This window comes from Cupriavidus sp. MEYA8 (assembly GCF_059278825.1).
The window spans coordinates 3,557,328-3,578,291 of record NZ_CM181221.1; the positions used below are offsets into that span (position 1 = coordinate 3,557,328).

The 20,964-nt window shown below is 69.5% G+C and carries 13 protein-coding genes; 3 read left to right on the forward strand and 10 right to left on the reverse strand.

The window, feature by feature from the left end:
* Positions 1-24: 24 nt before the first annotated feature.
* Positions 25-1,521 (reverse strand): CoA-acylating methylmalonate-semialdehyde dehydrogenase, encoded by a 1,497-nt coding sequence (locus AC5WJ1_RS16680; protein ID WP_431189916.1) that lies wholly within the window; start codon positions 1,519-1,521, stop codon positions 25-27.
* Positions 1,522-1,774: 253 nt separating this feature from the next.
* On the opposite strand from AC5WJ1_RS16680, the gene AC5WJ1_RS16685 reads away from it, so the two are divergent.
* Positions 1,775-2,662 carry a LysR family transcriptional regulator gene (locus AC5WJ1_RS16685; protein ID WP_135706148.1) on the forward strand — a complete coding sequence of 296 codons (888 nt, stop codon included), beginning with the start codon at positions 1,775-1,777 and terminating at the stop codon, positions 2,660-2,662.
* Here AC5WJ1_RS16685 and AC5WJ1_RS16690 read toward each other — a convergent pair.
* The 3 genes from AC5WJ1_RS16690 to AC5WJ1_RS16700 form a co-directional block, all read right to left on the reverse strand.
* Positions 2,659-3,621 carry an alpha/beta hydrolase gene (locus AC5WJ1_RS16690; RefSeq protein WP_494476225.1) on the reverse strand — a complete coding sequence of 321 codons (963 nt, stop codon included), beginning with the start codon at positions 3,619-3,621 and terminating at the stop codon, positions 2,659-2,661. The genes AC5WJ1_RS16685 and AC5WJ1_RS16690 overlap by 4 nt on opposite strands.
* Before the next feature lie 90 nt (positions 3,622-3,711).
* Positions 3,712-4,152, reverse strand: coding sequence for a Cu(I)-responsive transcriptional regulator (cueR, locus tag AC5WJ1_RS16695; RefSeq protein WP_133096571.1), 441 nt, complete (start codon positions 4,150-4,152; stop codon positions 3,712-3,714).
* Positions 4,149-6,659 (reverse strand): heavy metal translocating P-type ATPase, encoded by a 2,511-nt coding sequence (locus AC5WJ1_RS16700; protein ID WP_494476226.1) that lies wholly within the window; start codon positions 6,657-6,659, stop codon positions 4,149-4,151. Before AC5WJ1_RS16700 ends, cueR begins: the two co-directional genes overlap by 4 nt.
* Positions 6,660-6,841: 182 nt before the next feature.
* Between AC5WJ1_RS16700 and AC5WJ1_RS16705 the strand changes: the two genes are divergently transcribed.
* The gene (locus AC5WJ1_RS16705) at positions 6,842-7,042 is read left to right on the forward strand and encodes a heavy-metal-associated domain-containing protein (protein ID WP_063240048.1); all 201 of its coding nucleotides are present in this window, start codon (positions 6,842-6,844) and stop codon (positions 7,040-7,042) included.
* 67 nt (positions 7,043-7,109) lie between these two features.
* Here the strand turns inward: AC5WJ1_RS16705 and AC5WJ1_RS16710 are convergent, their stop codons facing one another.
* Both AC5WJ1_RS16710 and AC5WJ1_RS16715 read right to left on the reverse strand, forming a co-directional pair.
* The gene (locus tag AC5WJ1_RS16710) at positions 7,110-7,838 is read right to left on the reverse strand and encodes an OmpW/AlkL family protein (RefSeq protein ID WP_494476227.1); all 729 of its coding nucleotides are present in this window, start codon (positions 7,836-7,838) and stop codon (positions 7,110-7,112) included.
* 278 nt (positions 7,839-8,116) lie between these two features.
* Positions 8,117-10,105, reverse strand: a complete 1,989-nt coding sequence (locus AC5WJ1_RS16715; RefSeq protein ID WP_431189892.1) for an alkyl/aryl-sulfatase — start codon at positions 10,103-10,105, stop codon at positions 8,117-8,119.
* A gap of 155 nt (positions 10,106-10,260) precedes the next feature.
* On the opposite strand from AC5WJ1_RS16715, the gene AC5WJ1_RS16720 reads away from it, so the two are divergent.
* Positions 10,261-10,947, forward strand: a complete 687-nt coding sequence (locus tag AC5WJ1_RS16720) for a TetR/AcrR family transcriptional regulator (protein WP_240745910.1) — start codon at positions 10,261-10,263, stop codon at positions 10,945-10,947.
* Here AC5WJ1_RS16720 and AC5WJ1_RS16725 read toward each other — a convergent pair.
* Genes AC5WJ1_RS16725 through AC5WJ1_RS16740 form a run of 4 tightly spaced genes read right to left on the reverse strand, consistent with a single transcriptional unit; the run spans position 10,899 to position 20,923 of the window.
* Positions 10,899-11,852: a delta(1)-pyrroline-2-carboxylate reductase family protein gene (locus tag AC5WJ1_RS16725; RefSeq protein WP_133096576.1), complete on the reverse strand. Its 954-nt coding sequence runs from the start codon at positions 11,850-11,852 to the stop codon at positions 10,899-10,901. The two genes, AC5WJ1_RS16720 and AC5WJ1_RS16725, sit on opposite strands and share 49 nt — an antisense overlap.
* 58 nt (positions 11,853-11,910) lie before the next feature.
* On the reverse strand, positions 11,911-14,145 hold the full coding sequence (gene pbpC, locus AC5WJ1_RS16730) for a penicillin-binding protein 1C (protein ID WP_494476228.1): 2,235 nt from the start codon (positions 14,143-14,145) through the stop codon (positions 11,911-11,913).
* The gene (locus AC5WJ1_RS16735) at positions 14,142-14,846 is read right to left on the reverse strand and encodes a lysoplasmalogenase (RefSeq protein ID WP_135706154.1); all 705 of its coding nucleotides are present in this window, start codon (positions 14,844-14,846) and stop codon (positions 14,142-14,144) included. The genes pbpC and AC5WJ1_RS16735 overlap by 4 nt, the downstream gene beginning before the upstream one ends.
* Positions 14,843-20,923 (reverse strand): alpha-2-macroglobulin family protein, encoded by a 6,081-nt coding sequence (locus AC5WJ1_RS16740; RefSeq protein ID WP_494476229.1) that lies wholly within the window; start codon positions 20,921-20,923, stop codon positions 14,843-14,845. The genes AC5WJ1_RS16735 and AC5WJ1_RS16740 overlap by 4 nt, the downstream gene beginning before the upstream one ends.
* Positions 20,924-20,964 lie beyond the last annotated feature (41 nt).

Genomic DNA, 20,964 nt, shown 5'->3' on the forward strand with positions numbered 1-20,964 from the left:
AAAAACCAAAAACCAATCAAGACCTTACTTAGCCACCGGCATCGTAAATTCAGCCCCCTTGGCAATGGCATCCGGCCACCGCTGCATCACGCTCTTGTAGCGCGTATAGAACCGCACGCCTTCTTCGCCATAGGCATGATGGTCGCCGAACAGCGAACGTTTCCATCCACCAAATGAATGCCAGGCCATAGGCACAGGGATGGGAACATTAATCCCGACCATACCAATCTGGATCTGCCGGGCAAACGCCCGCGCAATCCCGCCGTCGCTGGTGTAGCACGACACGCCGTTGCCAAACTCGTGCGCATTGATCAACGCCACCGCCTCGGCAAAGTCATGCACCCGCACCACCGACAAGACCGGTCCAAAAATCTCTTCCTTGTAGATGGTCATGTCGGGCTTCACATGATCGAACAACGTGCCACCGACGTAGAAGCCGTTTTCATGCCCTTCGACCTTGTGCCCCCGCCCATCGGTCACCAGCGTCGCGCCTTCTTCCACGCCGCGGGCGATATACCCCTCGACCTTGGCCTTGTGCGCCCCGGTCACCAGTGGACCCATTTCGGCGTCTGACTCCATCCCGTTACGGATCTTCAGCGCACGCGCCCGCTCCGCCAGCCGCGGCACCAGCTTGTCAGCAACGTCCCCCACCGCCACGGCAACGGAGATCGCCATGCAGCGCTCGCCCGCCGAGCCATAAGCCGCACCAATCAGCGCATCGACCGCCTGGTCCAGGTCCGCATCCGGCATCACCACCAGGTGGTTCTTGGCCCCGCCCAGGGCCTGCACCCGCTTGCCATGCCTGGTCCCTTCCGTATAGATGTACTCGGCAATCGGCGTCGAGCCAACGAACGACAACGCCTGCACATCCGGATGCGACAGCAGCGCATCGACTGCTTCCTTGTCCCCCTGCACGACGTTGAACACGCCATCGGGCAAGCCAGCCTGGCGCAACAGATCGGCAATCAGCAAGCTGGGCGAAGGATCGCGCTCCGACGGCTTCAGCACGAACGTATTGCCGCATGCCAGTGCCACCGGGAACATCCACATCGGCACCATCACCGGGAAGTTGAACGGCGTGATCCCCGCCACCACGCCTAGCGGCTGGCGCAGGTTCCAGTTGTCGATGCCGCCACCGATGTTGTCGGTGAAGTCCGTCTTGAGCAGGTTGGGAATGCCGCAGGCAAACTCCACCACCTCGATGCCGCGCGTGACTTCGCCCCTGGCATCGGAGAACACCTTGCCATGCTCGCGCGTGATCAGCGCGGCCAGGTCGTCATGGTGCTGGTCGAGCAGCTCCTTGAACTTGAACAGGATGCGCGCGCGGCGCAGCGGTGGCGTCTCGGCCCATGCCGGAAACGCGGCCTTGGCGGCAGCCACGGCGTCGGCAACGTCCTGCGCGGTAGCAAGCGCCACGCGTGCGGCAACTTCGCCAATCGCAGGGTTGTAGATATCGGCCAGGCGTTGCGACGCGCCACGCGTCTGCCGGCCCCCGATGAAATGTCCAACGGTAGTTTGCACAGCGCTGGCTTCTGCAAGGATGTCTTCCACTTCCACTCCTGCTTGATACTGGATATCGAGGATCGGCCGCAATCATTGCGCGCGGTAATAACAGCGCCGCAGCGTCGCTTGCCGCGCATGGCGCAGCGGGCCGGAATGAGCGCAAGCTTGGTGCAGTTGCACCGCCCCGTCCAATGATTTATCGTCAAGCGCAATATAAGCCGCGCTAAATATTGCGCCGCACCACTCGCACATTCGACACGCCCTCATTGCATTGGACCTCCACCATCTGCGCGCATTCGTCGCCGTCGCACGAGAAGGCAATCTGACCCGCGCCGCGCAACGCCTGCACCTGACCCAGCCCGCGGTCAGCCTGCAGCTCAAGGCGCTGCAGTCGGCGTGGCGCATCAAGCTGTTCGAACGCACCGCCGCCGGCCTGACACTGACCGCGGACGGCGCTGCACTGCTGCCGCTGGCCGAGCGCATCCTCGACGGCGTGGGCGACCTTCAGCACACCGTCGATGCCATGCATCACACGGTGCGCGGGCGGCTGGCGATCGGCACCATCCTGGATCCGGAATTCACGCGCCTGGGACCGATGCTGCGCACGCTGGTCGAGCGCCACCCGCAGATCGGCACCGAGCTGCGCCATGGCATGTCGGGCTGGGTACTGCAACAGGTACGCAGCGGCGCGCTCGACGTCGGCTTCTACCTCGGCCAGCCGGCCGACGCGAGCTTCCATGCGCTTACGCTGACGCCCTTCTCCTACTACGTGGTCGCGCCCAAGGGCTGGAAGGAACGCACCGCGCTGCGCTCATGGGCACAGCTGGCAACGCTGCCGTGGATCTGGACGCCGCCCGAATCGGCGCATAACCGCCTGCTGTGCGAGCGCTTCGCGCAAGCGGGTGTCGACGCGGCCGGGGTACCCAAGGTAGCGCATGTGGACCAGGAAGCCTCGATGCTGGACCTGGTCCGTTCCGGCGTGGGACTGTCGCTGGTACGCGATTCGATTGCGCTGCGCGAGTCGCATGCGCACGGCCTGGTGATCGTCGAGGGCATGTCCGTGCAGACCGAGCTGACGCTGGTCTGCCTGGCAACGCGCCGCGACGACCCGGTGGTGGCCGCGGTGTTCGGCGTGGCGGAGTCGGTGTTCCGGACCTAGCCCGATGGCGGCGCCGAGGCCGCAGGGGGTTGCAAGTGCCGCCGCAGCCAGTCGCCCAGCGCCGCGAACACTTCGCCGCGCAGCGGCTGTGCTTCGTTGAAGATCTCGTGAAAGCCGTGCGGATACCAGACCTCATCGCGCAGGTCGGGCGGCGCATTGTCGAAGAAGCTGCGGCTGCCCGCCGGATCGACCACGCGGTCGGCGCCGCCGACCAGCATCAGCATCGGCGCCTCCAGCCGCGCGGCATCGGCCTGTGCCTGCGCCATGCCGCGGATAAAGCTCTCCAGCACGCTGGCGGTGATGGTGGTCTGCACCAGCGGGTCGGCGCGGTAGGCCGCCACCACGGCCGGATCGTGCGACAGGTGCCGCGCGTCGATCGGGTTGGGCACGCGCAGGCGCGGCGCCAGCGTCAGCAGCACGCGGTGCAGCGCCAGCATCGGCTGCGCCAGCCGCAGCGCCAGCGCAGGGGATGACAGCACCAGCGCGCGCACCGGGCGCACGCGCGCGGTGGCAAAGCGCGCCGCGATCAGCCCGCCCATGCTGTGGCCGAGCAGGATCGGCAGCTCGTTCCAGTCATGCAGCGCGGCGTCGTAGACCTCGGCCAGGTCCTCGAGATAGATGTCGGGATGGTCGGCCACCATGCGCGCGCCGCCGCTGGCGCCGTGGCCGCGCAGGTCGAACGCGCGCACGCGCAATCCCAATCCGCACAGCAGTTCGGCGACGTGCTGGTAGCGCCCGGCGTGTTCTGCAAGCCCGTGCACCAGCAGCACCGAGCCAAGCGGTTCCGCAAAGCGGCCGGGATCGGGGAGCCAGGTGCGCAGCAGCAGCTCGGTGCCGTCGCGCATGCGCTGGCGGCTTTGCACCGGCGCGTGCGCAATGGCGGGGCCAGGGGCTGTAGTGGTGCCCCGGGCCCCGGCGGCGCCAGCGGAAGCGGGATCGTCCGTCATCGGTTGTGCCATGCGCTACGGTCTCCTCTGCGGCCGGGCCGGCGTGTGCGCCGGCATTGTTCTTTGTCTTGTTGCGTGACTGCACCAAACGCCACAAGGCGATCAGTGACAGCCCTGTTCTTCCCGCGCCGCGTGGCGCGCGTCGCCAGTGCCAGGCACATCCGCGATATCGGCCAGGATCGGGCAATCCGGCCGGTCGTCGCCGCTGCAATGCTGCGCCAGTTGCCGCAATGTATCGCGCATCGCCGCCAGTTCGGCAATGCGCTGCTCCAGGTCGGCCACGTGCCTCAGCGTCAGCGCCTTGACGTCGGCGCTGGCGCGGCCGCGGTCGCGCCACAGCGACAGCAGGTCGCGGATCTCGTCGAGCGAGAAGCCCAGATTACGGGCGCGCCGCACGAAGCGCAAGGTATGCACCGCGCGTTCGTCATAGCGACGGTAGCCGCCCTCGGTGCGTGGCGGCGCCTCCACCAGCCCGATCGATTCGTAGTGCCGGATCATCTTGGCCGACACGCCCGACGCTTGCGCCGCTTCGCCGATATTCATCGCTTGCCTCCCTGTGCGGTGGCTGCCGTGGCTGCCGTTCTGGACTGCGGATGCCAGCGCCGCAGCAGCAAGGCGTTGCTGACCACGCTGACGCTGGAGAACGCCATCGCCGCGCCCGCCACCACCGGGTTCAGCAGCCCCGCCGCCGCCAGCGGGATGCCGACCACGTTGTAGAAGAATGCCCAGAACAGGTTCTGCCGGATCTTGCGCACGGTGCGGTGCGAGACCGCCAGCGCGTCGGCCACCAGCGCCGGGTCGCCGCGCATCAGCGTGATGCCGGCTGCGTGCATGGCCACGTCGGTGCCGGTCGACATGGCGATGCCGACATCGGCGGCCGCCAGCGCCGGTGCATCGTTGATGCCGTCGCCGACCATCGCCACGACCGCACCGCCCTGGCCCAGCGCCTGCACGCGCGCGGCCTTGTCCTCGGGCAGCACCTCGGCCTGCACCTCGTCGAGGCCGAGCTCGCGCGCTACCCGCGCCGCCGCACCGGCGTTGTCGCCGGTCAGCATCACGGTGCGCACGCCCGCCGCGCGCAGCCGGGCGATCGCCTTGGGCGCGCCCGGCTTGATCGCATCGCCAAACGCAACCAGCCCGACGACGCGTGACGGCGTGGTCTCGACCAGCCACGACACGGTGCGGCCTTCGCCTTGCAGCCGCTGCGCCACCGGTGCCAGCGTACCCGCGTCAGCACCGAGCAATTCGCGCAGGCGTTCGCTGCCGAGTTGCAGCGCCTGGCCGTCGACCACGCCGGAAATGCCGCGGCCCGGCAGCGCCTTGACGTCCTCGGCCCTGGGCACGTCGATGCCGCGCGCCTGCGCCGCGGCCAGCACCGCGCGTGCCAGCGGGTGTTCGCTGCCGGCCTGCAGCGCGGCCAGACGCGCCAGCAGCGCGCCGCCGTCGGCATCGGCGTCGGCATCGGAAGAATCGGCAGCATGCAGCGCCACCACCTCGGGCTTGCCGACCGTCAGCGTGCCGGTCTTGTCGAACGCCACCACGCTGACGCGATGCGCCACTTCCAGCGCCTCGGCGTCCTTGATCAGGATGCCGGCACGCGCCCCCGCGCCGGTGCCCGCCATGATCGCGGTGGGCGTGGCCAGCCCCAGCGCGCACGGGCAGGCGATCACCAGCACCGCCACCGCATTGAGCAGCGCCGCTTCCCAGTTTCCGCCCAGCAGGCCCCAGCCCAGCACCGTCAGCAGCGCGATCACCAGCACCACCGGCACGAACACCGCGCTGACCTGGTCCACCATGCGCTGGATCGGCGCCTTGGCCGCCTGCGCGTGCTCGACCATGCGGATGATGCGCGCCAGCACGGTCTCGGCGCCGACGGCAACGGTGCGCGCCACCAGCAGCCCTTCGAAGTTGATCGCGCCTCCGGTCAGCCGGTCGCCCGGCTTCTTGGGCACAGGCACGCTCTCGCCGGTCAGCATTGATTCGTCCGCATGGCTGCTGCCTTCGATCACCTCGGCATCAACCGGGATGCGCTCGCCCGGGCGCACCACCACCTCGTCGCCGACGCGCACCGAAGCCAGCGGCACGCGGATTTCCTCGCCGCCGCGGCGCACGCGCGCGGTATCGGGGCGCAATGCCGCCAGCGCGCGGATGGCCTCGGCGGTCTGGCGCTTGGCGCGCGTCTCCAGCCACTTGCCGAGCCGCACCAGCGTGATCACCACCGCCGTGCTTTCGAAGTACAGGTGCGGCATGGCGTCGGCAGGCGTGCGCCACATCAGCCACAGCGACAGCCCGTATGCCGCGGTCGTGCCTAGCGCCACCAGCAGGTCCATATTGCCGGCGCCCGCGCGCACCGCCTTCCAGCCAGCCTTGTAGAAGCGCCAGCCGAACACGAACTGCACCGGCGTCGCCAGCAGCCACTGCGCCCAGGCCGGCAGCATCCAGTGCACGCCGAACCATGCCAGCACCATCGGCGCGACCAGCGGCAGCGACAGCGCGGCCGAGATCGCCACCGGCCAGGGGCCGTCCCAGAACGCAGGCGTGCGCGCGGCTTGCGTCGACGCAACTGCGCCGGCTTCGGCACCAGCCGCCGGCGTGGCCCCATAGCCCGCGCGCGCCACGGCGGCAGTCAGCGCGGCGTCATCGGCGGTGCCGCGCAGCACCGTGACCGTGGCGCGTTCGGTGGCCAGGTTGACTTGCGCCTCCACCACGCCCGGCACGGCGCGCAGCGCCTTTTCCACGCGCGAGACGCACGACGCGCAGGTCATGTCGCTGACTTGCAGTTCGACGGTGTCCTGCGGCACCGCATAGCCGGCATCGGCCACGGCGCGCGCGGCGGCCGGCAGCACGGCAGCGGAGTCGGCATGCAGGGTGGCGGCCTCGGTGGCAAGGTTAACGGCCACGTCGTGAACCCCCGGCACGCGCGCCAGCGCGTTCTCCACGCGGCGCACGCACGAGGCGCAGGTCATGCCCTCGACCGCCAGGCGCCATTCGGGCGTGTCGTCAAAGTTCTTGGCGGGTTGCGGAGCGAGCACAGCGCTGGAACTTGTCATGGTTCTGGATCATCCACAGTGTCGATGTCAGCATCATGAACCTTACCATCATGGGAAGGTCAAGGGCGGAACAGCATTTCCCGCCACTTTAAAAATCCTCTTGCGCTTCCCACCATGGCAAGGTTCACACTATGTCTGTCGCGGCGCCGTGCCGCCATTCAACCCTTCAGGAGGTTTCCAGCATGATCCAGTTCCAGGTCGAAGGCATGTCCTGCAACCATTGCGTCGGCGCCATCACGCGTGCCGTGCAGGCGGTTGATCCGGCCGCCAAGGTCAGCGCCGACGTACCGACCCAAGCCGTGCGCGTGGACAGCGGCGCCGACACGCAGGCATTGCGGCACGCCATCGAAGACGCTGGCTATCCGGTCAAGTCGGTGTCATAAGCGGCAGGCCTGCAGCAAAAAGGGACGCCCCCGGGCGTCCCTTTTTGCACTGGCCGTGGCGCTGCGCTCAAAAGCGGTAGCCCACGCTCAGGAATGTCACCACCGGGTCGATCTTGATCTTGGTATGCGAAATGATCGTCACCGGGCCAGCCTGCGTGGTCAGCGTGGCGGTGGTGGACAGCGGCAGGTACGACACCGACAGGCCGAGGAACCAGTTGTCGTTGATCGCATAGTTGGCGCCGATGTTGAACACCGGATTCCACGACGGCTTGGCGCTGGCGGTCATCCTGGCGCCGGGGATGCCGAACGCGCCATTGACGAATTGCTGGTTGGTGATGGTTTCGTCGGTAAACCAGGTGTAGTTGACGCCGATGCCGACATACGGGCGGAACTTGGTCCTGGCGTCGAAGAAGTGGTACTTGACCAGCAGCGCCGGGCTCCACTGCTTGACCGAGCCGAGCTTGCCGTACTTGGCGTACTCGCCGGTACCCGTGACGTCATGCTTGGGCGGAGTGCCCGCGACCAGCTCGCCCGAGATGTTGTCCGTGAAGAAGTGCGTGAACGCCAGGCCCAAGGTGTCGGCGCTCTCGATATCGGCGCCGGTGTTGGCGCGGGTCATGTTGACCGGCCGGCCATTGATGCTGTCGACGGTCATCGGGTCGGCGGAGCTGTTCGGCATCACGCGGAACCAGCCCAGGCTGACGATATTGCTGCCGGCCGATTGTGCTTGTGCGGCTCCTGTCAGCGCCATGACAGCGCCAGCCGCCAGCATCTTCTTCTTGTAGGTCGATTTCATAGTCCTCTTACTCCTCATTCGTTTACTGCCGTATGCATTATCCGGCGGGTATGAGAAGGACTGTTTCACCGACGATACAGAATCGTAGAGGACGCCCCCTAAACGAAGGGTTAACCACTAAGAAACCCAGGCTGAAGACATTGCCAGGCCGGGTAAACGCTGCGTCGGCGCAACGCTTTATGCCGCGCGCCGGAAAAAACCCTGAAAGATACGAGGGTTTAGGGGCCGGCTGCGCAATAGCGCCCGCCTGCCCCTGCCCTACGCGGCGAGACCCGCGCTCACGGCGTGACGATTGCGAAGCTCGGCTCGAACTTGTCCATCAGTGCCACCCATGCAGCGAGCGCCTGCGGATCGCCACCGACTTTGGCGCGGCCGGCCTGGGTCTCCGCCTGCAGCGTGGTCTGCCCCGAGAGCACGCCGGTCAGCACCGCGCGCGGCATCGTCAGTGTGGCCTGCGGTGCGGCATGCTGCGCGCCTGCCTTGTAGCGGAACACGCCGTTCTCGACCGTCAGCGCGTAGCGCTTGCCGGTGTCGGGCTGCACCCAGTTGATCGCGACGGTCTTGCCCGCGGCACGGTCGCCGTTCAGGCTGATCGCCAGGTAGTCCAGGAACATGGTGTCGGTCATCGCCCGCAGCACGTCGGGGCTGCCGGTGCGGCGCGTGGACCCGGGCGCGCCGTCGCGCAGCTCGGCAGCGCCGGTCAGGTAGGCATTGCGCCAGGTCGACGACTCGGCCTGGTAGCCGAGCTGCTCCAGCGCATCGGCCTGCAGCCGGCGCGCGGCCTGGTTGTCGGGGTCGGCAAAGACCACGTGCTTGAGCACCTCTGCCACCCAGCGGTACTCGCCGCGCGCATACGACGCGCGCGCCCGCTCCAGCACGCGCGCCGCGCCGCCCATGTACTCGACGTAGTGCTTGCCGGCATCCTCGGGCGGCAGCGGGTTCAGGTTGGCGGGATTGGCGTCGTACCAGCCGAGGTAGCGCTGGTAGACCGCCTTGGCGTTGTGGCTGACGGTGCCGTAGTAGTCGCGCAGGTGCCATTCGGAGGCCAGCGACGGCGGCAGCTTCACACGCTCGGCGATCTCGGCGGGCACGTAGCCCAGGTTGGCGAGCCGCAGCGACTGGTCGTGGATGTACTTGTAGCCATCGCGCTGCTTGCCGAGGTAGGTGACGATATTGTCGCGGCCCCAGGTCGGCCAGTGGTGCTGCGCGAACAGCACCTCGGTGCGGCCGCCGAAGCGGTCGATGGTCTCGTCCAGCGCGCGCCACCACTGGTTGGCGTCGCGAACCTGCGCGCCGCGGATGGTGTACAGGTTATGCAGGTTGTGGGTGGCATCCTCGGCCGCGCACAGCGCCTTCCACTGCGGCAGGTACATCAGCATCTCGGCCGGCGCCTCGGTGCCGGGCGCCATCAGGAATTCGATCTGCACGCCGTCGATGGTGCGGGTCTCGCCGGTCCTCGCGATCAGGTCGGTCGGCGGCACCAGCGTCAGCGTGCCCTGCGCGACCGCCTTGCCGAGCCCGGCATCGACCTGGCCGGTGGCCGAGCGCTGCAGGTTGGCGCCATACATGTACTGGGCGCGGCGGCTCATCGCATTGCCGGCAAAGACGTTCTCGCTGACCGCCTCTTCCATGAAGCCTTCGGGCGCCAGCACTTTGACCTTCCCCGCCTTGACGTCGTCTTCGCTGATCACGCCCTTGGCGCCGCCGAAGTGATCGGCATGGCTGTGCGTATAGATCACCGCCACCACCGGCTTCCTGGGGCGGTGCTTGTAGTACAGCTCCAGGCCGGTGCGGGCGGTCTCGGTGGCGGTCAGCGGGTCGATGATGATCAGGCCACTGTCGCCTTCGATGATCGTCATGTTGGAGATGTCGAAGCCGCGGATCTGGTAGATGCGGTCGGTCACCTGGAACAGGCCGTGGTTCATGTTCAGCCGGGCCTGCCGCCACAGGCTGGGATTGACCGTCGCCGGTGCGACATCCTTGTCGATAAAGCGGTATGAATCCAGCGACCACACCACCCTGCCTTGCGCATCGCGGATCTCGCCGCTGTCGATGGTGCCGATGAAACCCCGGCGCGCGTCCTCGAAATCACGCTGATTCTGGAACGGCAGTTGCTGAAGCACGGCGGCCTGGGCGCGGGCCGTGGCGTCGCTGGCCGGGTTGGGCGGTGTAGGCGCGGCACTGGCCGATCCGGACGCGCCAGCGAAAACGAGGGCTGCGGCGAAGGCCGCGGCAGTAGAGGTCGGGTACGACATGCGGGTCTCCATGCGGGTCTCCTTCAGGCGCTGTCAGCGAGTGGTGTCCAAAGATTGTGCTGAACGTTCAGTACAATATTGAAGTTTGCTGGCAGAACTCCTCTACTGTCAAATCGCAGCGCCGCTGAAAATTCTGAACTTTGCCCCTGCCCCCTATGCCGTCATCGATGCCCCCGCCCACCAAGGCCCCGCCCGCTGCGCTCAAGAACCGCCGCGGCCTGGAAACACGAGACCGGATTCTCGCCGTCGCGCGTGAGCTGATCAGCGCACATGGCTACTCCGAGGTGACACTGGATCAAATCTCCGCCGAGGTCGGGGTGGCCAAGAGCAGCCTGCTCTGGCACTTCGGCAGCAAGGAAATGCTGCTGGCACAAGCCGCGACCAGCCTGTTCGAAGACTTTGGAAATGAGCTTGGGGGAGTCGCCAGGCATGCCGGCAAGACGCCGCCGCAGCGGCTGGAAAACCTGTTCGACGAACTTGCCGACTATTTCACGGCCAACCCCGAGGCCAAGGGCGTGGTGCTTGGCCTGCTGTTCTCCGGCGGCGTGCCGGCCAGCGTGCGCGAGCAGATCCGGCACAGCTGGGACGCGCATGTGCGCGACCTGGCCGAGGTGCTGTCAGTACCGGGCCAGCCGCTGCCGCCCGAAATGTCACGCCTGATCGTGGCCACGCTGCACGGCTGCTATGTCCACTGGTACGCCAGCGACCGCAGCGAGCCGATCGCCGGCTTCCTGGCGCCGGCGCGTACCTTGTTCAGCGACTGGCTGCGCGCCCGGGCGGGCCGAGCGGAAGATGATCGGGGGCGTCAGGCGCGGCTGGCCAGCACGCACGCCGCCAGGTCCCACAGCGCATAGCCCACGCTCTTGAACACCAGCGGGCTGCCGCCGCGCGCGCGGATGGCATCGGCCTGCAGGATCGCCGTCTCGAACGGCTGCACGGTGCCCCAGTCGATGCCCGCCTGCAGCAGGTCACCTGCTTCTTCCTCGATGCCGAACAGCGTATCGGCCAGCAGGCGCCCGTGGTCCGCGGCCGCATGGCAAAGCCGCGGCGGCAGCTCGCACATGTCCGGCCGGAAAGCGCCGACCGCGGCGATGAAGTGGTCGTCGCGCCAGAGCCCGCTGTCCAGGTCCGGCAGCACCGGGCTGCGGCTGGACGTGACCGTGACCACCATCGACACGCGCGGCAGCACCGCGGCAACGGTGTCGGTCACTTCGGCCTCGACGCCCAGCGTACGCGCCTGCGCGGCCAGCGCCTCGGCCTTGTCGCGCGTGCGCGACTGCAGCCATACCTTGCGCACACCCAGTCCGTCGACAAAGGCCTCCAGGTGCGTCAGCGCCTGCACGCCGGCGCCGACGATCAGCAGTTCGCCGTCGGTGCGCGCGGCGAAGCATTGCGCCGCCAGCAGCGACACCGCCGCGGTGCGCCGGCCGGTCACCGTCGGCCCGTCGAGCATGGCCAGCCGCGCGCCGGTATGCGCGTCGGCCACCACCACTTCGCCAAGGATATTGGGCAACCCGCGCCCAGGGTTGCCGGGGTGCACGGTGATGTTCTTGGTCATCACCAGGTTGCGGTTGCGCGCCGGCATCACCAGCAGCGTACCCTCGCCGTCCTCCGCATCGCCCACCGGCAGCGCGATGCGCGGCGGCGCCATGGCCGTACCGTCGCGCAGCTCGGCCAGCATGTCGGCGATGGCGCGCGCCAGTTCGGGATATGGCAGTCGGGCCGCCGTGCTGGCGGCATCGAGGGGAAGCAGGGACATGCGGGCGCTCCGGCGGGATGGTGAAGCGGCCATTATGCGGGACGGCCGCGCAGCGATGTCAGCGCCTGGCAGGCGCGGACGGCGCCCGCACCGATGCGCCGCGCACCTCGATGCCGATCCGGTCCACGACCTTGCCCGCCGCGTCTAGCAGTTCCACCTGATGGCGGCCCGGCCACGGCAGCCACGCCACCTCGGCGCCGCGACCGAGCGGCTTGCCGTCCATGCGCCAGCTGACCGCGCGCGCGGACTGGCCGGCGATGCCTTCGGCCTGGAACCAGACGCGCTGCGATGCCGGCGGCATGTCGGGGTCGAGCGCGAACACGGTACCGTTGGCCGGGTTGGCGATCGCCGGCGCGGTGCTGGCCGCCGCCGCGGGCTTGCCAACGCTGACGCGCGTGATGGCCGTGCCGGCGAGGAACACCTCTTCCCGCGCGGGCTCGAGGCCATCATCGAAATTCAGCGTCACGCGCTGCACGCCCGCGGGCATCACCGGCGCGCGGCTGCCTTGCTCGCGGTGCAGCGCTTCCATGACGTCATGCCACACCGGCGCCGCGCCGGACACCCCGGAAACGTCGCGCATGGCCGCGCCGCTGGCGTTGCCGACCCACACGCCCACGGTATAGCGCTGCGACCAGCCGATGCACCAGTTGTCGCGCATGTCCTTGCTGGTGCCGGTCTTGACCGCGGTCCAGAAGCGCGTGGTCAGCGGGCTGTCGAGGCCGAAGGTGCGGGCGCGCGCGTGGCGGTCGGCAAGGATATCGCCGATCACGTAACTCGCGCCCGGCTGCATGACCGCGACGGGCGCAGCAACAGGTGCGCCTTCGCGCAGCCGCGGCGGCGCATAGCGCCCGCCGCTGGCGAGCGCGCGGTAGGCATTGGTCAGCGCCAGCAGCGACACGTCGGCGCTGCCCAGCGCCAGGCTGTAGCCGTAGTAGTCTCCCGCCTCGGTCAGCGGCAGGCCCAGCGCCACCAGCCGCTTGTGGAAGCGGTGCGGCGTCACCATCACCAGCGTGCGCACCGCCGGCACGTTCAGCGATGCCGCCAGCGCCGCGCGCGTGCTGACCCAGCCGGCGTAGCGGTGGTCGTAGTTCTGCGGCACATACAGTCCGCCGCCCACCGGCAGGTTCACCGGCCGGTCGTCGAGCAGCGATGCCGCGGTCAGGCGCCGTTCCTCCAGCGCCTGCGCGTACAGGAAGGGCTTGAGCGTCGAGCCGGCCTGCCGCAGTGCGGCGGCGTGGTCGACCTGCGCGGCCGACGACAGCGCGCCGGACGAACCCACGTAGGCCAGCACGTCGCCGCTGGCGTTGTCGATCACCACCACCGCGCCATCCTCGACATGGCGCCCGGCCAGCTCGCGCAGGTGCCGGTCGAGGCTTGTGACCGCCGCGCGCTGCAGGCGTGCGTCGAGCGTGGATGTAATGTGCGCTGGCATGGAGGCGCCGGGCGCCAGCTGCGCGCGCGTGTCGCTGACAAGCCGGCGTGCGAGATGCGGGGCGAGCTGCTGCACCGTGGCAGGCACCTGCGCCGCGGCATTACGCTGCGCCACCGGCCCGGTGCGCAGCAGCGCCAGTTGCGCGAAGCCTTCCAGTCCTTCGCATTGGCGCGGCAGCCGCATTTCGCGCAGGATGCCGCAGGCCCGGCGCGCCACCTGCACGGCCGGCGCGTTGGGCGCGCGCACCAGCGCCACCGCCAGCGCCGATTCGCGCGCATCGAGCCCTTGCGGGTACTTGCCGAACAGCACCTGCGACATCGCCGACAGCCCGACCAGTTCGCCACGGAACGGCACCAGGTTCAGGTACGCCTCGAGGATCTGGTCCTTGCTCCAGCTGCGTTCCAGCATCGCCGCCCCTGCCGCCTGACCAACTTTCTGCGTGAGACTGCGCCCCTGCGCCGCCGCGCCGGACCGGCGCAGGTCGTCGTCAAGCAGTCCGGCCAGCTGCATGGTCAGCGTCGAGGCGCCGCGCGTGCGCGTGTTCCACAGGTTGGCCCACGCCGCCGCGGCCACGCCTTGCCAGTCGACGCCGCTATGCGCGTAGAAGCGCCGGTCTTCCGACAGCACGATGGCCGTGCGCAATGCCCGCGAAGTCTGCGCCAGCGTGACCCAGTCGCCGCGGCGCGCGCGGAAGTCGTCGCGTACCCGGCCGACCACATCGCCGTGGCGGTCCAGCACGACCACGTCGGCGCTGCGCCAGTCGTCGCGCACCTGCGCGAAGGCCGGCAACGCGGCAGCATGGCCGCTCCACAGCAGTGGCAGCAGCGCCAGCCAGGTCAGTCGCGCGCCGCGTCGCTTCATGCCTCAGGCCGTCCCGACACGATGCCCGCCACCAGCAGTACCTGTGCCGCGGCATAGGTCCACCAGATGCCCAGCGCGAAGGTCTCGAACGGCACCAGGAAACGCGCGATGCCGATCATCATGTCCGACGCGGCAAAGCACAGCGCGCCCAGCGCCGCCAGCGGCGTCGGCAGCCGCGCCACCAGCGCGCTGCACGCCATCGCCGCAAGCACCCCTACGTACACCGACACCGGCACCGTCAGCGTGCCGAGATTGGGCCAGAAGCGTCCCAGCATGGTCCCGGCCACGCCGAGCATGGCGCCGCATGCGATCAGCCGGTGCGGGCGCAGGTCGCCGGCCAGTGGCACCAGCAGCCGCAGGTAGGCGAGGTGCGCAAGCAGGAAGGCACCCAGCCCGCCCACGAACGAAAACGACAGCGCGGGCACCGCCAGCAGGAAATCGCCGACGGCCGAGCACACCAGCGCCGTCACCAGCCAGCGCCGTTCCGGCAGCGGCCGGTGGAACCACGCGGCCCGCGCCAGCAGCAGCGCCATCGCGGTCTTCCACAACGGCTGCATGGCGATCTGCCCGGTCAATGGCGCGCCTTCGGGCAGCTCCATCGACACCTGCACCAGCAAGGCGCCATAGAGCACTCCCGCCAGCGCGCCCGCGACCCACCACTCGCGCACCCGCGCCGGCATCCTCAGCGCGATCCAGCTCATGGACGTGCCCCGACCACCAGCCGCGCGTTCGGCGCCACGCCAAAGACATCGGGCGCGTACATCGCTTCGACGCGCGACGGCGGCAGCGAGAACTCGCCGGCGTTATTCAGGCGCACCGTGTACTCGACCGACACCGTGCCCTTGGGCAGGTAGCCGAAGTACTCGCGATACGCCTGCGGCGTGCGTTCGGTATAGGCCGGCCAGGCCACGCCCTGGCGCCGCTCGCCGCGCGTGGCGATCTGCGAATCGCGGCCCAGGCCGCTGCCGAGGATGGTGGCGCCGGCGGGCACCGGGTCGCTGACCACCACCCAGGTCATGTCGGCCTGCGCATCGATCTCGAGCTTGACGCGGTACACGTCGCCGCGCGACCACTTGCCCGACACCGCCTGCTCCTGCGGCGTCACGGTGCGCTTGATGCGGTAGCCCGCGGCCAGCGGCGCCGTGACCGGCACCGCGGCCAGCGCCTGTACCGTCGCCCACGGATGGCCCGCGCCGGCCTGCTCCACCTGCAGCGTGCCGCCGTCCGCGCCTGCCGGCCACGGCAGGTCGACACTGCCTTGCGCCACGCCGTCGTTGCGCTGCGCGCGCGCCCAGTCGAAGCTGCGCGTGGCATCGGCGGCGTTGCTCACCGAGACGCGCGTGCTGCCCGCCACCGGCGTCTTCTCGAACACCTGCGCAAAGCGCGTCACCGCCAGCATGCCCCACGCATTGGCGGTGGTGGTGCCCCAGGCGCCGCGCACCTGGCGGCCGATCAGGCCGGTGGCCAGCTGCGGCGCGTCTTCCTTCCAGCCCGGCAGTTCGGCGGCCAGCGTCAGCAGCCGCGCGGCGTTGGCATCGCCGCCGGCCATCATCCACCACCAGTTATCGTTGCGCTCGGTGGAGAACGCCAGCCGCGTGCCTTGCACCGTCAGGCGCGAGCGCAGCAGTTGCTGCGCCTCGGCCAGCCGCTGCTCGCGCTGCGGGATATCGGCCATGCGCGTCAGCAGCAGCGTCCAGTCGAGCAGCGCCGAGGTCGGCCACTGCGCCGGCAGGATCTGGATCGCATCCAGCATGCGCGCCTGCGCGTGGCCGGTACGCGACAGCGCTTCGAGCGCGGCCAGCTTGCGCACCTCCAGGTATTGCGTGCCGCCCACCGGCGACCAGCCGTCGCGGCGGATACGGCCTTCGACGAAGTCGGCCAGTCCGCGCTCCATCTGCGCGCGCTGCGCGTCGGGAATGCGCAGCGCCAGGCCTGCGCGCGCGGCTTCGTCGGTCACAGCCAGCAGGTAGGCGGTCAGCACCTCGCTGCCGTAGTCGCTGTCCGAAGCCAGCGGGAAATACGAAGCCAGCCCGTTGGCGTCGAGGTACGACGGCAACTGCGTCATCAGCGCTTCCCACGCGGCCTTGTCGTTCAGGCCGATCGCCTTCGACGCACGCTGCTCCAGGCAAGTGAACGGATAGTGGCGGAACCATTCGCGCACGCCCGGCATGCCGCCCGCCAGCGACGACTGGAAGTTCACCTGCAGCCCGCCGCGCACCTTGCCGGCGGGATCCGCCAGCGCTCCCGGCGGCGCCTTGACCGGCACCGACAGCGACGGCGACACCTGCGCCAGCGTTGCCTGCTGCACCGTCACCGGCACCGCGGGGACGATCTGCTGCGAGACCTTGATGCGGTCGCCGGCATTGCCGCCGCCCTGCTCGCTCGCCTGCACTTCCCACATCACGGTGCCGCTGCGCGCATACGCCAGCAGCGTGGGCGCGGTCACGTCCCAGCCGATCTCGCGCGCTTCACCCGCGGGAATCTGCACGGTCTGCGCCGGCAGCGTGCCGTCGTTGCCGAGCAGCGTGGCGCGCGCGCTCGCCTGCACCGTCATCGCGCGCTTCGTGGTATTGCGCAGCGTGAACATGGCGCGGTAGCGATCGTCCTCGCGCACCAGCAGCGGCAGGCCCGAGATCACCTGCAAATCCTGCGTGGCGGCGATGGTGGCGCTGCCGGTACCGAAGCGGCCCACGCCCAGGTCGGCCACGGCGACGATGCGGAAGCTGGTCAGCGAATCGTTGAGCGGCACTTCCAGGCTGGCGCGGCCTTCGGCATCGAGCTGCACGCGCGGGTTCCACAGCAGCAGCGTGTCGAACAGCTCGCGCGTCGGGCTCTTGCCGCCGCCACCGCCGGCGGGCACGGCCTTGCGCCCGTAGTGCCGGCGGCCGATGATTTCCATCTGCGCGGTCGACGTTTCCACGCCATAGCCGCGCCGCTGCAGCATGGCGTCAAGCAGGTCCCAGCTGGTGTTGGGCATCAGCTCCAGCAGCGCCTGATCGACCGCGGCCAGCGCGACTTCGCCATTGGCGGCGGGCTTGCCGTCGGGCAGCCTGACCTGGATCGCCACGCGCGCCTTGCCGCGCACCGGATAGGTGGCCTTGTCGGGCGTCACCGTGACATCGAGCCGGTGTCCGGCATTGCCCACCCTGATCTCGGCCAGCCCCAGCCGGAAGGCCGGCTTGGACAGGTCGACCAGTGCCGTCGGCGCGGCATATTCGCGGCCTTCGCTGCGGAACGCGCGCCACCACTCGCCGGGCTGGCGCCAGCCCCAGGTAAAGAACGAATACCACGGCACTTCATGCAGGCGCCCGCGCAGCGCCAGCACCGAGACGTAGACATTGGGGCCCCACTCCGGCCTGACCTGCACGCGCACCGTGGGATCGCTGCCATGCAGCTCGACCACCTGGGTCTGGTAGACGCCCTCGCGCTCCACCGCCACCAGCGCGGTGGCGTGCCGGAACGGCATGCGCACCTGGAACACCGCGGTGTCTCCCGGGGCGTAGGACTTCTTCTCCGGCAGCAGGTCGATGCGATCGTGGTTCTCGCCGCCGAACCACAGTTCACCCTGGCGCGTGACCCAGACCGTCGAAGCGGCCTGCGCGGTGCGTCCCTCCTTGTCGCGCGCGCTTGCCACCAGTTCGACCTGGCCGGCCTGCTCCAGCGCCACCTCGCAGCGCGCGCGGCCCTGCGCATCGGTGCGGGTCTCGCACACGGTGCCGAGGTCGCGCGTCTCGGTGCGGTTGTCATAGCGGTAGAAACCGCCGACCACGCGCTTGCGCGCCGAGGTGGTGAGGCGAGCGCGCGCATTGAGCTTGACCGGGGCATCAGCCACCGGCTTGCCGTTCAGGTCCAGCACCACGCCATGCACCGCCAGCTTCTGCTTCACCGAGACCCAGCCTTCGGACCGGATGCCGACCACCACGCCAGCTGGCCACAGCGGCACGGTCTGGCGCAGCGTCTGGATCTCGCCGTTGGGGTCGGCAAAGCCCGCTTCGAGCACCAGGTCGCGCGGCGCGTCGGTCTTGGGCAGCTTGCGCAGCGTGACAGAGCCGTTGCCGTTCTTGTCCAGCGTCAGCGGCAGCTTGTCCGCCACCAGCTTCTGGCCGTCGTCGGGCTGGTCGGCGTCATCCATTTCCTCGTCGCCGCTGGCGCTTTCGCGCTGCGGTCGCGGCGGGTTGAACGAGAACTCGTCATAGCCGGGGAAGCTGACGCTCTTGTCGCGCAGCAGCGCCGATACGCGCACCGGCAAGCCGGCCGCGCCGCCGCCCGACAGGTAGTGGATTTCCACGCCGACCGGCAGCTCGGCCGGCGCGATCGCAGCGCCGGCCTTGCCGGCCAGCTGCAGCGTGCCGGCGAGAACCGGCAGCCGGAACGCTTCGACGCGGAAGCTGCCGCTGGGATAGGTACGCGAGCCTTCGTCGCGGCCATTCGCGCGCCCGCCCTGCTGCGTCTGCTCCTGCGTTTCCAGCTCGACGGTATAGACGCCGAGCTTGGCCGCGGGCGGCACCTGGAACGTGCTTTCCGCGCTGCGCCCGCCAGTCGCGGTCTGGCGCCACTGCAGCGGCAGCTCGTAGGTCTGGCCGCTGCCGTCGTGGCGGATCACCACGCGCGTCGGCAGCGGGCGGCTGGCCGGCGGCAAGGCAAAGCCCTGCGCGGTCTCGGCGCGGATCAGGTGCTTCATCGACACGGTCTCGCCGGCGCGCAGCAGGGTACGGTCGAAGATGGTATGCGCGCGCACCGTCGGCGCGGTGCTGGTGTCGGTGGGCACGTTGAAGCGCCAGGTCTCGATGCCGCGGTTCCAGTCCGACATCACGAAGGCCATGTCGGCCTTGCCGCGCGCCTGCGGATGTCCGGCGGCGATGCGCGCCGACACGAAATAGCCCGACAGCCCGTTCTGGTCGCAATTCGATTCCGGCACGGCGTCCAGCCGGGCAAAGCGCACCACGCCGCTGGCATCGGTGCGGCCCTCGCCCAGCAGGCGCCCGCTGCAGTCGCGCACCGCGACGGCGGCGTCGGCCACCGGCTTGCCGTCGTCGAGCGCCGTGACCCACGCCAGGCCGCTGCGGCTGCCGTCGTCCTCGTTGCCCAGACTGCGACCCAGCTTGAAATGCACGCCCAGGTTGGTCACCAGCGCGGCGGTGCGCACGTACATCGGCGCGCGCTTGCCGAGCAGCGCCTCGCCCAGCATCGGCGAAGCGATCTCGACCACATGGAAGCCCGGCTCGGGCAGCGGGATGCCGACCACCTCGAACGGCCGCGGGCCGTCGCCCGATGGTTTGGGTACGGCCAGCTTCTGCACGCCGGGGGCGCGCTCGAGCAACGACACCGAGCGCGTCTCGATCGACACCGCGTTGCGCAGATTGCTGACGCGGTACGGCGAGCGGCCCGCCAGCACCGCGTCGAGCTCGCCGCGCGTATAGCTGGACTCATGCATGCGGCGCACCAGCCCCAGCCATTGCATCACCGCGGCATCGTCGTCCACGTGCAGCTTCATCACCGTGCCGGCACGCGCCTGGATGCCGCGCACGGCCAGATCGGCCTCGACATTGCGCAGCGTCACCGGCAGCAGCGGCGGATAGTCGGCGGGCGACTTGCCGCGCGGCAGCTCGCCGAAGCGCTCCACCACGCCGAACGGCGCTGCGGCGAACTTGGCCAGCGGGGGCATGGACGCGGTGGCGACCTTGAGCGGGAACAGGTCGGCATTGGACAGCGTGCGGCCGCTGTCGTCCTTCAGGTCCTTCGGTATCTCGATGATGAACTGCGCCTTCTCGGCGAACGGCGCGGCAAAGGTGAGCGCGCTGACGCTGGCATCCGGCGCCAGATCGGGAGCGAACTGCGGCGCACGCGGGCCGGACGGCGTCTTCAGCACCACCTTCTCGGCCTGCTTGCGCGGCACCGGGGCCGAGAACGTGACCGACATCGGCCGCAGCGGCGTGCACGGCGATTGCGCGTGCTCGCGCTCGCAGCTGAAGCTGGCGGCAAAGGGTTCGCGCACGGTGTAGTCGAAGCGGCGCTCGTCGCGCGTGGCCACCCCCGACGGCGTGGCAATGCCCGCGCCCAGCACCAGCTGCACGCGCGCCGCGGCCGGCAGCCGCTGCTGGCAGGCGAGCAGGTGCACGGCATCGGGCGCCGGCTTGGCCAGTTTGGTCCAGTGGATCGCCTCGAGCAGCTCATCGCGTTCCTTGCCGGCGAGCAACCGCACCGGGATGCGCTCGCCCAGCCCCTGCGCCTGGCACCAGGCGTGCTCGCGCACCGACGCCGGCGTGGCCGGGCCGTTGAAGCGCAGCGCGAAGACCTGGTCTTCCTCGATCTCGCCGCCGGACGGCCGGCTGGCGATCACGGTCGGGCCGCCGGTCTCGAAGCGGTATTCCGGCTTGCCGGCATAGGCGGTGCCGGCAACGCTCTTGAGCCCGGTGCGCATGCGCACGCTGCAGCGCACCCCGGGCGGCAGGTCGCTGGCGAAGTCATAGACCCAGTTCCTGGCATCCACCCAGCGAGCCTGGCCGCTGGTGCCGGCGCCGGTGCAGGACACCGCGGCGGGCGCGGCGGCCTGCACGTCGCCCATCGGCACCATGGCCTCGTCGAAGCGGATCGCCACCTGCCTGACCTGCCCCACCGTGCCTTCGGGCGAAAAGCGGGTGACCTGGGCGGCATCGGCGGGCTGGACGCCGGCGAGCAGCGCGAGCGCGGCGCCCAGCGCCAATGCCGCGGCGCATGACGCGCGCGCTGGCTGCCTGCTGCCAAGGTCCCGACCGGCTCCGGCGACGATTCCCTTCATCCTGCCAACCTCCCTTTTCCGCCACTTCGTGGCACCCGGCG

What these genes read in the sequence shown, in the direction of transcription:
- AC5WJ1_RS16735 (WP_135706154.1), bottom strand. Translation starts at nt 14,846, where the DNA reads ATGAGCTGGATCGCGCTGAGGATGCCGGCGCGGGTGCGCGAGTGGTGG.
- AC5WJ1_RS16700 (WP_494476226.1), bottom strand. Translation starts at nt 6,659, where the DNA reads ATGACAAGTTCCAGCGCTGTGCTCGCTCCGCAACCCGCCAAGAACTTT.
- AC5WJ1_RS16705 (WP_063240048.1), top strand. Translation starts at nt 6,842, where the DNA reads ATGATCCAGTTCCAGGTCGAAGGCATGTCCTGCAACCATTGCGTCGGC.
- AC5WJ1_RS16690 (WP_494476225.1), bottom strand. Translation starts at nt 3,621, where the DNA reads ATGGCACAACCGATGACGGACGATCCCGCTTCCGCTGGCGCCGCCGGG.
- pbpC (WP_494476228.1), bottom strand. Translation starts at nt 14,145, where the DNA reads ATGAAGCGACGCGGCGCGCGACTGACCTGGCTGGCGCTGCTGCCACTG.
- cueR (WP_133096571.1), bottom strand. Translation starts at nt 4,152, where the DNA reads ATGAATATCGGCGAAGCGGCGCAAGCGTCGGGCGTGTCGGCCAAGATG.
- AC5WJ1_RS16725 (WP_133096576.1), bottom strand. Translation starts at nt 11,852, where the DNA reads ATGTCCCTGCTTCCCCTCGATGCCGCCAGCACGGCGGCCCGACTGCCA.
- AC5WJ1_RS16720 (WP_240745910.1), top strand. Translation starts at nt 10,261, where the DNA reads ATGCCCCCGCCCACCAAGGCCCCGCCCGCTGCGCTCAAGAACCGCCGC.
- AC5WJ1_RS16740 (WP_494476229.1), bottom strand. Translation starts at nt 20,923, where the DNA reads ATGAAGGGAATCGTCGCCGGAGCCGGTCGGGACCTTGGCAGCAGGCAG.
- AC5WJ1_RS16710 (WP_494476227.1), bottom strand. Translation starts at nt 7,838, where the DNA reads ATGAAATCGACCTACAAGAAGAAGATGCTGGCGGCTGGCGCTGTCATG.
- AC5WJ1_RS16715 (WP_431189892.1), bottom strand. Translation starts at nt 10,105, where the DNA reads ATGGAGACCCGCATGTCGTACCCGACCTCTACTGCCGCGGCCTTCGCC.